The organism is Pseudomonas sp. p21 (assembly GCF_001642705.1).
Classification (GTDB): domain Bacteria; phylum Pseudomonadota; class Gammaproteobacteria; order Pseudomonadales; family Pseudomonadaceae; genus Aquipseudomonas.
The window spans coordinates 125,869-140,117 of the sequence record NZ_LWBV01000008.1 but is presented as its reverse complement, the minus strand read 5'-3'; the positions used below and the strand labels follow the sequence as shown (position 1 = coordinate 140,117).

At 63.6% G+C, this 14,249-nt stretch carries 11 protein-coding genes; 8 read left to right on the top strand and 3 right to left on the bottom strand.

Going from position 1 to position 14,249, the window contains the following annotated elements:
* Nucleotides 1–132: 132 nt before the first annotated feature.
* The 3 genes from A4C63_RS21425 to A4C63_RS21415 all read left to right on the top strand — a co-directional run bounded on the left by A4C63_RS21425 (nt 133) and on the right by A4C63_RS21415 (nt 4,022).
* On the top strand, nt 133–852 hold the full coding sequence (locus tag A4C63_RS21425) for a response regulator (RefSeq protein ID WP_063914477.1): 720 nt from the start codon (nt 133–135) through the stop codon (nt 850–852).
* Nucleotide 853: 1 nt separating this feature from the next.
* Nucleotides 854–2,242: an ATP-binding protein gene (locus A4C63_RS21420; protein WP_063914608.1), complete on the top strand. Its 1,389-nt coding sequence runs from the start codon at nt 854–856 to the stop codon at nt 2,240–2,242.
* Nucleotides 2,243–2,357: 115 nt separating this feature from the next.
* Entirely contained in the window at nt 2,358–4,022 is a 1,665-nt protein-coding gene (locus A4C63_RS21415) for an FMN-binding glutamate synthase family protein (protein ID WP_063914476.1), read from the top strand.
* A 134-nt stretch (nt 4,023–4,156) separates the two neighbouring features.
* Here A4C63_RS21415 and A4C63_RS21410 read toward each other — a convergent pair whose 3' ends face one another.
* Nucleotides 4,157–5,476: an OprD family porin gene (locus tag A4C63_RS21410; RefSeq protein ID WP_063914475.1), complete on the bottom strand. Its 1,320-nt coding sequence runs from the start codon at nt 5,474–5,476 to the stop codon at nt 4,157–4,159.
* A 505-nt stretch (nt 5,477–5,981) separates the two neighbouring features.
* Between A4C63_RS21410 and A4C63_RS21405 the strand changes: the two genes are divergently transcribed.
* On the top strand, nt 5,982–8,081 hold the full coding sequence (locus tag A4C63_RS21405; protein ID WP_063914474.1) for a TonB-dependent siderophore receptor: 2,100 nt from the start codon (nt 5,982–5,984) through the stop codon (nt 8,079–8,081).
* Between the two features lie 132 nt (nt 8,082–8,213).
* On the opposite strand, the gene A4C63_RS26850 is transcribed toward A4C63_RS21405, so the two are convergent.
* Nucleotides 8,214–8,411: a hypothetical protein gene (locus A4C63_RS26850; protein ID WP_082888390.1), complete on the bottom strand. Its 198-nt coding sequence runs from the start codon at nt 8,409–8,411 to the stop codon at nt 8,214–8,216.
* Between the two features lie 186 nt (nt 8,412–8,597).
* Nucleotides 8,598–9,704 carry an agmatine deiminase gene (aguA, locus tag A4C63_RS21400; protein ID WP_063914473.1) on the bottom strand — a complete coding sequence of 369 codons (1,107 nt, stop codon included), beginning with the start codon at nt 9,702–9,704 and terminating at the stop codon, nt 8,598–8,600.
* Nucleotides 9,705–9,984: 280 nt separating this feature from the next.
* Here aguA and rfbC point away from each other — a divergent pair, with 280 nt between their 5' ends.
* From rfbC to A4C63_RS21380, 4 genes are read left to right on the top strand one after another with little or no spacing between them, the layout of a single operon-like run.
* On the top strand, nt 9,985–10,530 hold the full coding sequence (rfbC, locus tag A4C63_RS21395) for a dTDP-4-dehydrorhamnose 3,5-epimerase (protein ID WP_063914607.1): 546 nt from the start codon (nt 9,985–9,987) through the stop codon (nt 10,528–10,530).
* Nucleotides 10,531–10,572: 42 nt separating this feature from the next.
* Nucleotides 10,573–12,387, top strand: a complete 1,815-nt coding sequence (locus A4C63_RS21390; RefSeq protein ID WP_063914472.1) for an ATP-binding protein — start codon at nt 10,573–10,575, stop codon at nt 12,385–12,387.
* Complete coding sequence (locus A4C63_RS21385; RefSeq protein WP_063914471.1) at nt 12,384–13,793, top strand: sigma-54 dependent transcriptional regulator; 1,410 nt, start codon at nt 12,384–12,386, stop codon at nt 13,791–13,793. The genes A4C63_RS21390 and A4C63_RS21385 overlap by 4 nt, the downstream gene beginning before the upstream one ends.
* Nucleotides 13,790–14,245, top strand: a complete 456-nt coding sequence (locus tag A4C63_RS21380) for a YiiD C-terminal domain-containing protein (protein WP_063914470.1) — start codon at nt 13,790–13,792, stop codon at nt 14,243–14,245. Before A4C63_RS21385 ends, A4C63_RS21380 begins: the two co-directional genes overlap by 4 nt.
* Nucleotides 14,246–14,249 lie beyond the last annotated feature (4 nt).

Genomic DNA, 14,249 nt, shown 5'->3' with positions numbered 1-14,249 from the left:
GCTTCGTATTTGCAGATGATTTTTTGTTAGGATTCTAGGGATCGGCCCTCCGGGCTCCAGACCCGGCTTGTATGGGGATGTAATCGAACGTAACGAGCGCCACCGGCCCTCACCGAACAGGTGTTTTTCCGCATGAGCACAACTCTGCTTGTTGTCGATGATGACGACGAGATCCGCGAACTTCTTTGTGATTACCTGGCAGATGCCGGCTATAACGTGCTGGCAGCGGCCCACGGCGAGCAGATGCGCGAACAACTGGCCCGGCACAAGGTGGAGCTGGTGGTGCTCGACCTGATGCTGCCGGGCGAAGACGGCCTGAGCCTGTGCCGCCAGTTGCAAGCCACGCCTGGGCTGGCGGTGATCATGCTGTCGGCCAAGGGCAGCACGCTGGACCGCATCATCGGCCTGGAAGTGGGTGCCGATGACTACCTGGCCAAGCCCTTCGAGCCACGCGAACTGATCGCCCGGATCAAGGCCGTGCTGCGCCGTCCGCAACGCCTGGATGCCCCCGCCGAAGCGCCGGCAGAGGAAGCCCATCTGTTCGCCGGCTTCCGCCTGGAACATGCGAAGCGCCTGCTCACCCGCCCCGATGGCGAGACCCTGACCCTGCCCCGCTCCGACTACCGCGTATTGCGCGAGCTGCTGGAAGCCAACAGCCGCGTGGTGTCCCGCGATCAGCTGACGCGCAGTGCGTTCGGCCGCGACCACCTGCCAGACGACCGTTCGGTGGACATGTGCGTCAGCCGCCTGCGCCAGCACCTGCGCCACGCGCCGGCGGGTGCCGCGCAAATCCTCACCATCCGCAACGAAGGCTATTTGCTGAGCATCGCCGCCAACGGGGCCGATGCCTGACATGCGCTGGCTTCGCCGGCTGTGGCCACGCACGTTGTTCGGCCAGTTGCTGCTGATCATGGTCAGCGGCACCGTGCTGATCCAGTTGATGTCGAGCAGCATCTGGTTCGATGTGCGTTTTGCCCAGGTACTCGAGGCCCCTGTCCGGCTGATCGCCGCACGCAGCGCGCCGTTGATCGCCCAGGCCGGCTGCCGTGCCGGTGCGCTACAGGTGCCAGCGCATTACCAACTGCGTTGCAGCGAAGCCCTGCCCACGCCGGTACAGGACGAGCGTCGTGGGCGCAGGCGTATCGAACTGTTGTTGCACCAGGCCCTCGAGTACGAGTTGGGGCATGCCCAGGACGTGCGCCTGATGAAGGTGCAGTTGACCGATGAACAGGGCCAGCCGATCGTCTGGCGCAGCCTGTTCGGCCTGCGCACGGCCCAGGCGCATCTGCAGTTCGCGGTGCCGTTGGCCGATGGGCACTGGCTGACCATCGAAGGCCAGGAACTGCAAGGCTGGAGCGGCGAGTCAGCGTGGGTGCTGATCAGCGATTACCTGTTGCGGGTGTACGCGCTGCGCATCGTCGCGGTATTGCTGGTGTGCCTCGTTGCGGTGCGCTTGTGCCTGCGCCCGTTATGGCGCCTGGCCGATGCCGCGCGCGGCCTGGGTAGCAACCTCGAGCAGCCGCCCCTGGCGCTGGATGGCCCGGAGGAAGTGCGCCAGGCGGCCCAGGCCTTCAACGCCATGCAGCAGCGGCTGATTGCGATGGTCAACGACAAGGCCTACTTCCTGGCCGCTGTATCCCACGACCTGCGCACCCCGCTGACGCGCATGCGCCTGCGCCTGGAGCGCCTGCCGGACGACGAACACCGGCAGCGCCTGCGGCAGAACATCACGCAGATGGACGACATGATCGGCCAGGTGCTCGATTACCTGCGCGCGGGGGAGCAGCAGAACTTGCAGCAGATGGACCTGGACCGGCTGGTGATGCGCCAGTGCGCGGAGCTGGCCACTGCCGAAGAGCCGTTGCCGGTGCATGGCCAGGCGGGCAGCCTGCGGGCCGATGCCCTGCTGCTGCAGCGCTGCCTGCAGAACCTGCTGGTCAATGCGTTGCGTTATGCCAAGGAGGTTTCGGTCACGCTGGAGCGAGCTACCACGGGCGTGTTCATCCATATCGACGACCGCGGACCGGGGATTGCACCGGGCTTGCTGGCGACCATCATCGACCCGTTCGTGCGCGGTGAAGGGTCGCGTAATCAGGCCTCCGGGGGATATGGGCTGGGGTTGAGCATTGCCCAGCGGATTGCTGCCAGCCATGGGGGCGAGTTGCTGCTGGCCAACCGCGAGGGGGGTGGGTTGCGGGTCAGCGTGTTGCTACCCAATCAGCCTTTGCGCGCCCCCCTGTAGGAGCGCATGAGCCTGGAAACACGCGATCAGGTAACAGTCTTTTACCGATTACCCAGGTTTTCCGCTCCCCGCCTTTGCCTATCCTATGCCCGGTCATCCTGCCTGCGATGGACCCATGAAACACTCTCTACCCAGCCGCTACGCCTGCCTCGCCCTCTGCCTGCTGTTCACCTTCGCCAGCCTGCCGCTGCTTCCCCAGCATGCCTGGCTGTGGCCTGTAACCCTGATCACCGCGCTACTGAGCCTGGTTGGCCTGAACGACCTGCGCCAAAGCCACCACGCCGTGCGCCGCAACTACCCGATCCTGGGCAACATCCGCTACCTGATCGAAACCATCCGCCCGGAAATCCGCCAGTACCTGATCGAGGGCGACGACGACAAGCTGCCGTTCTCCCGCTCGCAGCGCTCGCTGGTCTACGCCCGGGCCAAGAACGAAAGCGCCGAGAAGGCCTTCGGCACCCTCAACGATGCCTACAAGCCCGGCTTCGAGTTCATCAGCCATTCCATGCTGCCAGTGGCCACGCCAGACCCGGCATCGTTTCGCATCGCCATCGGCGGGCCGCAATGCCGCCTGCCCTACTCGGCGTCGATCTTCAACATCTCGGCCATGAGCTTCGGTGCCCTCAGCGCCAACGCCATCGCTGCCCTCAACCGCGGTGCACGCATGGGCCGTTTTGCCCATGACACCGGCGAAGGCAGCATCAGCCCTTACCACCGCGAACATGGCGGTGACCTGATCTGGGAGATCGGCAGTGGCTACTTCGGCTGCCGCACCGAGGACGGCCGCTTCGACCCGCAGCGCTTCGCCGAGCAGGCGCGCTCGCCGCAGGTGAAGATGATCGAGATCAAGCTCAGCCAGGGCGCCAAGCCGGGCCACGGCGGCATCCTGCCGGGGCACAAGGTCAGCCCCGAGATTGCCGCCACCCGTGGCGTGCGCGTGGGCGAGGATTGCATCTCGCCGGCGGCGCACAGTGCCTTCCGCACCCCGGTCGAATTGCTGCAGTTCGTGGCCAACCTGCGCGAGCTGTCGGGCGGCAAGCCGGTGGGGTTCAAATTCTGCCTGGGCCACCCCTGGGAGTTCATGGGCATTGCCAAGGCCATGCTGGCCACTGGCATCACGCCGGACTTCATCGTCGTCGATGGCAAGGAAGGCGGCACCGGTGCGGCACCCCGCGAGTTCAGCGACAACATGGGCGTGCCGATGCGCGAAGGCCTGATGTTCGTGCACAACACCCTGGTCGGCCTGAACCTGCGCGCCAGCATCCGCATTGGCGCGGCAGGCAAGATCGTCAGCGCCTTCGACATCGCCAGCGTGCTGGCCATCGGGGCGGACTGGGTCAACTCCGCGCGCGGTTTCATGTTTGCCATCGGCTGCATCCAGTCGCAGAGCTGCCACACCAACAAATGCCCGACCGGCGTGGCCACGCAAGACCCGCTGCGCCAGCGCGCCCTGGTGGTACCGGACAAGGCCGAACGGGTGGCCAGCTTCCACCGCAACACACTGCATACGCTCGCCGAAATGTTGGCTGCCGCAGGCCTGGAACACCCTTCGGAGCTCAAGCCCAAACACTTGGCGCGACGTATCAGCCCCAGCGAAATCGGGCTGTTCTCGGACCTGCACACATTCCTCAAGCCGGGCGAATTGCTCAGTGGCTCGATTGAAAGCGAGTTTTATGCGCGGATGTGGCGGATGGCGCGCAGTGACAGCTTTGCGCCGGAGACTGGGGAGGGAGAGGTGAAAGTTGCCGGGGTGCGGCGCAGGGCAGTGGAGCCGGCGTGAAAGCCGGGGGCCGCTTTGCGGCCCTTTCGCGACACAAGGCCGCTCCCACAATGGTCCTGCGCATGCCGATCAATGTGGGAGCGGCCTTGTGTCGCGATGGGCTGCAAAGCAGCCCCTAGGCCATCAGATCAGGATCAGAAGATGCTGATCGGGTACTCGACGAATACGCGGACTTCGTTGCCGTCGTCGTTGTAACCGTTCTGCTGCACGGCGTTGTTGGTACGCACGAACGAGCTACGCAGCTTGATCGACAGGTCCTTGGCCGGGCCGTCCTGCACCACGTAACGGATCTGGTTGAAGATCTCGCGCTCTTTACCTTCACCGAAGCCCTGCGGGTTGGCGACGTTGCGGGTGTTGATGTTGTCACCCACCACGTAGGCCAGCTTGTAGGTCAGGCCCGGGATGCCGTAGGCACCGAAGTCCAGGCCGTAGCCCAGCTGCCAGGAACGCTCGTCTTCGGCGTTGAAGTCGGACCAGTACGAGTTGGCCAGGTAGATGGTCGAACCACCGTCACCCACGCCACCCTCGTTCTGGTACCAGCCGTAGTTGTAGCCGGTGCTGCCGGTGCTGCGCTGGTGGGCGATGGTGAACGAGTGCGCACCGTACGCGTAGGTGGCTGCCAGGCTCCAGATGGTGTTGGAGTCGCCGTTCAGGCCAGCGGATTTCACGAACTTGTCGTCGATGTCCGACTTGTAGCCGTTGAAGTCCAGGGTCAGGGACTGGTCGCTGGCGATCGGGAAGACGTAGTTCAAGCCCAGGTAGTGCTTCTTCATCACGTCTTCGTTGTCGGCGGTGTACAGCGAAGCGGTGAAGTTGTCGGTGAACTTGTAGCTACCACCAAGGACGTTGATCGACTTCAGGCCACCACCGTCACGGCGCTCGGCGCTCTTGCGCGCTTCCTGGGTGAAGCGGCCGGCGTTCAGTTCCAGGCCCTGGATCTCTTTGGAGGTGATCAGGGTACCGGTGAAGCTTTCTGGCAGCAGACGCGCGTCGTCGTACTGCAGCACTGGCAGTGCCGGCATCTGGTCACCGTACTTGAGCACGGTATTGGAGATGCGGAACTTCACAGCAGCGCCACCACGGGCCAGGTTGTGCGGCGAGTTGGCGTTGCCGTTCTCGTCCTTGAAGTCCGAAGGCTTGAAGAAGTCGACACCGGCGCCACCGTTGTGGCCCTTGCCGCCGTCCAGACGCACGGCGTACAGGCCGAATGCATCGACGCCGACACCGACGGTGCCCTGGGTGAAGCCGGAGGAGAAGTTGGCGATGACGCCCTGGCCCCATTCGATCTGGTCGTCGGTGCCGTGTTTCTTGTCACGGTTGATGTAGGCGTTGCGCAGCAGAACGTTGGCGTGGCTGTCCTCGATGAAGCCTTTGCTGTCGGCCTGATCATTGGCCTGTGCCTGGGTCGCGGCGATCATCGCCAGGGCGACCAGGCTGATCCTGGTTTTCAACATGTTGTTTTCCTTATTTCTTAATCAAAAACGCTCTGCAATATGACGCCAGGAACCAACGCCCCTTCGTAGGTTCGACGCTATGCGGATCCAGACTGGAAGGCCTGCCGGTAATCACACGGCGGCCTCTGGCAGCAGCATGGCCAAGAGCATGGCCAGCAGGCGTTGGCCGAATCCTAGCCGTGTGCGATTACAAATGTCAAAAAGTCGTGAAATGCAGGTTGATATAACCAAAATCACCGACGGTACCAGTGCATTTCCATACCGGTTGGCGCTATCAGTGGGCAATTTATCTCGCGTGCGAAAAGTCCTTTTGATCGAGCGGACAATTTTCTCTGGACGGACTTTCCGCGGTACAAGGCGGCTTCTGCAAAAACATGCGGTGTAACTGTCAATGTTACAAAAAGATACACATGTAAATACAACCCTTTACGAATACTCAAGCAACAGCAAATAACACGCATTACCATCTGCATCTATTTTTCACTTGCTCGATCCGGATGTGCCCATGCTTGTACCCTGCCGTCTTTCACCCCTGACGCTTGGCCTGTCGCTGCTGTTCAGCGCCGGCCTGGCCAGTGCTGCCACCACCACCCTGCCGGAACTGTCGGTCACCGCCGACAGCGAGCGCGAGAAGGACAACCCGCGGGTCAAGGAGGTAAGCACCGCGACCCGCACCTCGACGCCGGTACGTTATGTGCCGCAGGCCATCGACACGGTAAAGGCCGCCAACGTGCTGGATTACGGCAGCAATACCCTGGGCAAGGCGCTGGAAGGCATCCCCAACGTCAGCAGCGGTGCCGACACCCGCTTCGACAGCGTGCGCATTCGCGGCTTCGAGGCCAGCAACGACTTCTACCTGGACGGCATTCGCGACGACAGCCAGTACATTCGCGACCTGCATAACATCGAGCGGGTCGAAGTGCTCAAGGGGCCGGCAGCGGTGCTGTATGGCCGTGGCAGCCAGGGCGGTATCGTCAACCGGGTCAGCAAGGCGCCAGAACCCGGCCGCCGCTCGACCATCGAGGCGCAGGCCGGCAGCGAAGACCTGCGCAGCCTGTATGCCGACCTCAGCGCCGACCCCAGCGACACCGTCAGCCTGCGCCTGAACATGGGCAACCAGGACAACAACAGCTTCCGCGACGGCATCGACGGCAGCCGTCAGCTATTCGCCCCATCGATCAGCTGGCAGGTCACCCCCGACCTGAACTGGCTGGTGCAATACGAATACAGCCGCTACAACCGCACCCCGGACCGTGGCATCCCCGGGGTCAACGGCCGCCCGGCCGATGTCAGCCGCAGCACCACCTATGGCGATACCCAGCGCGACTACATCGACGACCGCGCCCAGTCGCTGCGCTCGCGCCTGAACTACCAGCTGAACGAAACCTGGCAGCTGCGCCATACCCTGGGCCTGTTCACGCTCGACAGTGAGTTCGACAACACCTACGTCACGGGCTACAACGCCAGTAACAACACCGTTACCCGCCAGCGTTGGCAGCAAGACCTGAACACCCGCAACCTGTTCAACAACCTGGAGGCCGAGGGCGACTTCGACACCTTGGGCCTGGAGCACAAGCTGTTGCTGGGCCTGGAGTTCGGCAACCAGAAACGTGACCCATTGCTGTACACCACTTTGCCTGTCAAGGAAGGTGGCCAGGCGGTACCAGGCCTTGACCTTGGCAACCCCGACCGCAGCCAGCAGCACAATGGCCCGATGACGGTGTTTAGTGACAACCATACCGTGGTCGATAGCCGCGGCCTTTATCTGCAAGACCAGATCCGCTTGAACGATCAGTGGCAAGTCCTGGCTGGCGTGCGCTTCGACCAGTTTGAAGTGGAAACCACCAACAAGGATGGCGTGCGCGAACCGCAGGACAGCAACAGCACCAGTCCGCGCCTGGGCGTGGTCTATACCCCATGGCGTGACCATTCGTTCTACGCCTCGTGGAGCAAGACCTTCTCGCCTGTAGGTGGCGGTCTGATCGGCATCACCCCAGGCGCAAAGGGCAACGGTAACGACGCCAAGCCGGAAGAAACCCGCCAGAAGGAAATCGGGGTGAAGAGCGACTGGCTCGACCAGCGCCTGACAACCACCCTGGCCATCTACGAGCTGGAACTGTACAACCGCCGCACCCGCGACCCACATAACCCGGCAAACATCCTGCTCAGCGGCTTGCAGCGTTCGCGCGGCATCGAGCTGACCGCCACCGGCAATATCGTCGGCAACTGGTACGTGCGCGGTGGGATCGGCCTGCAGGATGCGACCATCGTCAAGGACAACAACGGCCAGGAAGGCAACCGCATCAATGACGTGGCCAAGCGTAATGGCAGCCTGTTCGTGACCTGGAAACCGGAGCTGGGCTGGTACGCCGAAACCGGCCTGACGCTGGTGGGTGAGCGTTATGCGGACAACCAGAACACCACGGTGCTACCGGGCTATGGCCGCTGGGATGCATTGGCGGGGTACCGCACGCATGACTGGGATGTGCGGGCGGCGCTGAGCAACATCGCCGACAAGACCTACTACAGTTCGGCGACCAGTGCGGCGCAGATCCAGGTGGGTGACCCGCGCAGCCTGGTGGTGACTGGCAGTTACAGCTTCTGATCTTTATTGCCTGTACCGGCCCTTTCGCGGGCTCGCCCGCTCCCACAGGTACTCCACAGGGTTCGAGACATGTGGTGTCCCTGTGGGAGCGGCTTTAGCCGCGAAGGGGCCGATACAGGTTCAAGCAATCGATCAGTGCCAAACCGCCATCAGCGCCTGCATTTCTGCTTCGCTGATCAAGCCTTGGGGGTATCGTCCGGCAAGCAGACGTCGTGTGTCGGTCGTCCTGACCCTGATGCTTCCATGGTGTTTCAACCACTTCGCCACAAGCCTGAGCGATTGGTGATTCACTGCCGATGGGCGCAATGCCGACTCACTTGCTGCATTCATTTCTACACGTACTCCCTGGCCCGTGAGCGGCTAATTTACGTAAGTGTTGTTACAGATCCGAGAGCGCGGCCTGGCCGAGCTATCTAACTGAAAACAATACAAAACATATGCCAGCAATGGCCTCCGGACGGCCCCCGGAAACAAAAAAGGCCCGTCATGTGACGGGCCCCTTCATTCACCGTGCGATCAACGCTTTACCGGCGCAGGCTGCTGCTGGGTCAGGCAGTGGATGTTGCCACCGCCCAACAACAGTTCACGGCCTGGGATCATCACCACCTCATGGTTGGGGAAAACCTTCGCCAGAATCGCTCTGGCCTCAGCGTCTGCTGGGTCGTCGAAGCTCGGCGCGATGATGCCGCCATTGACGATGAGGAAGTTGACGTAAGAGCCGGCCAGGCGCACCGATGGGTCGCGCTCCTGGCTACCGGCCACCTGATCGACACCGGCACACTCTTCGGCGGTGGCAAACAGCGGGCCCGGGATCGGCATCTTGTGCACGATAAACTCACGGCCCTTGGCATCGCGGGTGTTCTTCAACACCTCCATGGCGGCGTGGCAACGTGCATAGTTGGGGTCGTTGGAATCATCGGTCCAGGCCAGTAACACTTCCCCCGGGCGCACGTAACAGCAGAAGTTGTCGACGTGGCCGTCGGTCTCGTCGTTGTACAGGCCATCCGGCAGCCAGACCACGGTATCCACCGCCAGATGGTCGCGCAGCACCGCTTCAATCTGCTCGCGGTTCAGGTGCGGGTTGCGGTTGCGGTTGAGCAGGCATTCTTCGGTGGTGATCACGGTGCCTTCGCCGTCCACGTGGATCGAGCCACCCTCGAGCACGAAGCCTTCGGTGTGGTAGCGCTGGCAGCGCTCCATTTCCAGTACCTTGGCCGCCAGCTCCTCGTCGCGGTTCCACGGTGCGTACAGGCCGCCATCGAAGCCGCCCCAGGCATTGAAGCCCCAGTCCACGCCGCGCACTTCACCCTGGTCGTTGATGACGAAGGTCGGGCCGGTGTCACGCACCCAGGCGTCGTCATTGCTGATCTCGACCACGCGGATGTTCGGCTGGTCGAGCTGACGACGGGCATTTTCGTACTGACCAGCAGAAACCGCGACGGTTACCGGCTCGAAGCGGGCAATGGCCTTGGCCAGGGTCACATGGGCAGCCTGCGCCGGCTTGCCGCCCAGGCGCCAGTTGTCCGGGCGCTCCGGCCAGACCATCCACACCTGGGTTTGCGGGGCCCACTCGGCGGGCATGTGGAAACCATCGGCACGGGGAGTGGAGTTGAGGGTTTTCATGGTTGACCTCTGTGATGGCCCTGAGCCGGACTGTGCTGGGGCGTTTGCCAATTTATAACCGATATATATCGATATTTGAAGCCCGGTAATCGGGAAATCCATCAATCACTCACGCACTTAAACCGATAACAATCGGTACAAATACAGCCTTGAGTGGGGAGCAAAACGGTATGACATCTACCTTAGCCAGACCTTGTTAACCCCGTTGTAGCGCAAGGCGGAAAAAACCGGCGAGACCGGCTAGGGTCAATACGTGGGCAAAACGGGCCAGCGAACCACCATGAACATCATCCCTACCGCAATCCCTGAAGTACTGATCATCGAGCCGAAGGTTTTCGGTGACAGCCGTGGTTTTTTCTTCGAGGCATTCAACGCCCGTGAGTTCGCCCGGCAAACCGGCGTGAATGTCGAGTTCGTCCAGGACAACCACTCGCGCTCCATCAAGGGCGTGCTGCGTGGGCTTCACTACCAGGTGGAAAACACCCAAGGCAAGCTGGTGCGCGTGGTGCAGGGAGAAATCCGTGATATTGCGGTAGACGTACGCAAGAGCTCGCCGACCTTCGGCCAATGGGTCGCGGTGCAGCTGTCGGCCGACAACCATCGCCAGCTGTGGATTCCACCCGGCTTCGCCCATGGCTTTGCGGTGATGAGCGAGTCGGCCGAGTTCCTCTACAAGACCACCGACTACTACAACCCGGGCGCCGACCGCTGCATCCGCTGGGATGACCCGACCCTGGCCATCGACTGGCGGCTGCAGCAACCACCGGTGCTGTCGGACAAGGACAAACGCGGCCTGCCGTTGGCAGAGGCGGAACTGCTGCCTTAACTAGCGCATAATTGCGTCAGACTTATCTGGCGCCTTTACGTGATGATTGCAAAACCCACGCCCCCACGCCGTCCCCGCTGGCGCAGCCTGGCCCTGTTGGCCCTGTGCCTGGCCCCATTACTGTGGCCCCTGCATCACCTGGCCGAACGTTACTACCAGGAAGAACTGGCCTCGCAAAACCGCCAGACCCTCGACCTGTACGTCGCCAACCTGCTCGGTACCCTGCACCGCTACGAAACCTTGCCGCAGATACTCGGCGACCTGCCGGCGCTGCGCGGGGTACTGGCCGACCCGTTGCGCCTGGAAGCGGTGACCAACGCCAACCGCCTGCTCAAGGACATCGTCCAGCAGACCGGCGCCGAGGTGATGTACCTGATGGACGTCAACGGCAACACCCTGGCCGCCTCCAACTGGGACAAACGCGACAGCTTCGTCGGCCGCAACTTCGCTTTCCGCCCCTACTTCAACGAAGCCATGGCCGGCCGCCTGGGGCGCTTCTTCGGCCAGGGCACCACATCGGCAAAGCGCGGCTACTTCTTTGCCGCCGCCGTGCATGACCGTGAACGCATCGTTGGCGTACTGGTGGTCAAGGTCGACCTCGACCACACCGAAACCCTGTGGGGCCGCACCCCCGAGCAGCTGTTGCTGACCGACCACAATGGCGTGGTCATCCTGACCTCGCGGCCCGACTGGCGCTTCCGCGCGACCCGCGCGCTGACCGATGCCGAGCGCCAGGCCATCATCGCCATCCAGCCCTACCCGACCCAGGCCCCGCAACCGCTGGTGCTCAGCCCGGACGCCTGGATAAGCCAGACCCGCGACATCAAGGAAACCGGCTGGCAGGTCAGCATCCTCGCCCCGCGCACGCTGGTCGACCGTTCGGTGCAAACCGTGATGGCCATCGGCGCTGCCACCCTGCTGGTGCTGATGCTGCTGGCCGGCCTGGTGATGCAGCGGCGCCGACACTATATCGACCGCATCGACTTCGAGGCCCGTGGCCGCCAGGAACTGGAAAAACGCGTGGCCGAGCGCACCGCCGACCTCGAAGGCCTGAACACCCGGCTCAAGAGCGCCGTGCTGGAGCGCGAGAACGCCCAACAGGAGGCCGTACGCGCCCAGGATGAGCTGGTACAGGCTGGCAAGCTGTCGGTGCTCGGCACTATGTCGGCCAGCATCAGCCATGAGCTCAACCAGCCGCTGGCTGCCATCCGCAGCTACGCAGAAAACGCCGAGATCCTGCTTGACCACCAGCGTATCGAAGACGCCCGCGGCAACCTCAAGCTGATCGGCGAGCTGACCGGGCGCATGGCCTCGATCATTGCCCACCTGCGCGCCTTCGCCCGCCGTGACCGCCACGCCCCGGAGAGCGTGGCCCTGCAGCCGGCCCTGGACGACGCCCTGGCGCTGCTGGCCAAGCGCCGCCGGGCAATGGCCGTCGAGCTGATCCGCGACCTGCCGGAAGCCACCTTGTGGGTACAGGCCGGCGAGACCCGCTTGCGCCAGGTGCTCGGCAACCTGCTGGCCAATGCCCTCGACGCCCTGACCGAAAAGGCCAACCCGCGCCGCCTGTGGCTAAGTGCCGAGCAGCGCGATGACTGCGTCTACCTGTACATTCGCGACAACGGCCCCGGCTTCAGCCGCCAGGCCCTGGAGCACGCCAAGGAGCCGTTCTTCACCACCAAGACCCGCACCCAGGGCCTGGGCCTGGGCCTGGCCATCTGCGAAAGCCTGATGCGCGCCCTGGGCGGTGAATTGCTGCTGGCCAACCACCCGGAAGGTGGCGCACTGCTGACCCTGCAGCTGCGTGTGGCCGCGCCTGGCGCTACTTTGCCCAATTCGGAGGACCCCTCGGCATGACCACCGAGACACTGATCGACAGCCGAGCCCAGGTCATCCTGGTCGACGACGACCCGCACCTGCGCCAGGCCCTGAGCCAGACCCTGGACCTGGCCGGGCTCAAGGTGGTCGCCCTGGCTGATGCCCAGGGCCTGGCAGACCGCATCGAGGCCGACTGGCCCGGCGTGGTGGTCAGCGACATCCGCATGCCGGGCATCGATGGCCTGCAGCTGCTGGAACAACTGCACGGTCGTGACAACGAGCTGCCGGTGTTGCTGATCACTGGCCACGGTGATGTGCCGCTGGCGGTGCAGGCGATGCGCGCCGGCGCCTATGACTTCCTGGAAAAACCCTTTGCCAGCGACGCCCTGCTCGACAGTGTGCGCCGTGCCCTGGCCCTGCGCCGCCTGGTGCTGGACAACCGCAGCTTGCGCCTGGCCCTTAGCGACCGCCAGCAACTGGCCACCCGCCTGGTGGGCCAGTCGCCGGCCATGCAGCGCCTGCGCGAGCAGATCGGCGCCCTGGCCGGCACCCGCGCCGATGTGCTGATCCTGGGTGAGACCGGTGCCGGCAAGGAGGTGGTGGCCCGCGCCCTGCACGACCTGTCCAGCCGCCGCGACGGGCCGTTCGTGGCGATCAACGCCGGCGCACTGGCCGAGTCGGTGGTCGAAAGCGAGCTGTTCGGGCATGAGCCCGGTGCGTTCACCGGCGCGCAGAAACGCCGCATCGGCAAGTTCGAGTTCGCCAATGGCGGCACGCTGTTCCTCGACGAAATCGAGAGCATGAGCCTGGATGTGCAGGTGAAACTGCTGCGCATGCTGCAGGAACGGGTGGTCGAGCGTCTGGGCGGCAACCAGCTGATCCCGCTGGACATCCGCATCATCGCCGCGACCAAGGAGGACCTGCGCCAGTCTGCCGACCAGGGGCGCTTCCGCGCCGACCTGTATTACCGCCTGAACGTGGCGCCGCTGCGTATACCACCGCTGCGCGAACGCGGCGATGACATCCTGGTGCTGTTCCAGCACTTCGCTGACGCTGCCAGCCAGCGCCATGGCCTGCCGCCGCACAGCCTGCAGCCAGCCCAGCGCGCCATTCTGCTGCGCCACGACTGGCCCGGTAACGTACGCGAGCTGCAGAACGCCGCCGAACGTTTCGCCCTTGGCCTGGAACTGGCCCTGGACGGCCAGGCGCCGCCTGCGGCAATGCCTTCGGCACCGATGCTGAACGGCAACCTTAGCGAACAGGTAGAGCAGTTCGAACGCTCGCTGATCGCTGCCGAACTGGCCCAGCCACACAGCTCCATGCGTAGCCTGGCCGAGGCGCTGGGCATCCCCCGCAAGACCCTGCACGACAAACTGCGCAAGCACGGCTTGAGCTTTGACGGTGGTAGCGGCGGGCATGACGATCAAGAGGACAACCGTCAATGAACACCGATAGCCTGTACCTGCAGTCCGTCCTGCACGGCGACATCCCCCTGACCCGCGAAATGGGCCTGGAGGTGCTCGATTGGCAGCAGCACACCCTGCGCCTGCAATTGCCGCTGGCGGCCAACGTCAACCACAAGAGCACCATGTTCGGCGGCAGCCTGTACTGCGCCGCGGTGCTGGTGGGTTGGGGCTGGCTGCACCTGCGCCTGCGCGAGTCGGGGATCGATGACGGGCATATCGTCATCCAGGAAGGGCAGATCAGTTATCCGCTGCCGGTTACCGGAGCGGCGGTGGCGCGCTGTGCGGCCCCGGATGAGAAAACCTGGGAGCGTTTCGTGACCCTGTACCAGCGCCGTGGCCGGGCGCGGTTGACGTTGGAGACCACGGTGAGCAATGCCGGAAGCGACGAGCCTGCGGTGAAATTCAGCGGCCAGTACGTCCTGCACCGCTGAAACT

Excerpts from the sequence above, each read along its gene's own strand:
- A4C63_RS26850 (WP_082888390.1), bottom strand. The coding sequence starts at position 8,411 with ATGAATGCAGCAAGTGAGTCGGCATTGCGCCCATCGGCAGTGAATCAC.
- A4C63_RS21420 (WP_063914608.1), top strand. The coding sequence starts at position 854 with ATGCGCTGGCTTCGCCGGCTGTGGCCACGCACGTTGTTCGGCCAGTTG.
- A4C63_RS21415 (WP_063914476.1), top strand. The coding sequence starts at position 2,358 with ATGAAACACTCTCTACCCAGCCGCTACGCCTGCCTCGCCCTCTGCCTG.
- A4C63_RS21410 (WP_063914475.1), bottom strand. The coding sequence starts at position 5,476 with ATGTTGAAAACCAGGATCAGCCTGGTCGCCCTGGCGATGATCGCCGCG.
- A4C63_RS21405 (WP_063914474.1), top strand. The coding sequence starts at position 5,982 with ATGCTTGTACCCTGCCGTCTTTCACCCCTGACGCTTGGCCTGTCGCTG.
- rfbC (WP_063914607.1), top strand. The coding sequence starts at position 9,985 with ATGAACATCATCCCTACCGCAATCCCTGAAGTACTGATCATCGAGCCG.
- A4C63_RS21390 (WP_063914472.1), top strand. The coding sequence starts at position 10,573 with ATGATTGCAAAACCCACGCCCCCACGCCGTCCCCGCTGGCGCAGCCTG.
- A4C63_RS21425 (WP_063914477.1), top strand. The coding sequence starts at position 133 with ATGAGCACAACTCTGCTTGTTGTCGATGATGACGACGAGATCCGCGAA.
- A4C63_RS21385 (WP_063914471.1), top strand. The coding sequence starts at position 12,384 with ATGACCACCGAGACACTGATCGACAGCCGAGCCCAGGTCATCCTGGTC.
- aguA (WP_063914473.1), bottom strand. The coding sequence starts at position 9,704 with ATGAAAACCCTCAACTCCACTCCCCGTGCCGATGGTTTCCACATGCCC.
- A4C63_RS21380 (WP_063914470.1), top strand. The coding sequence starts at position 13,790 with ATGAACACCGATAGCCTGTACCTGCAGTCCGTCCTGCACGGCGACATC.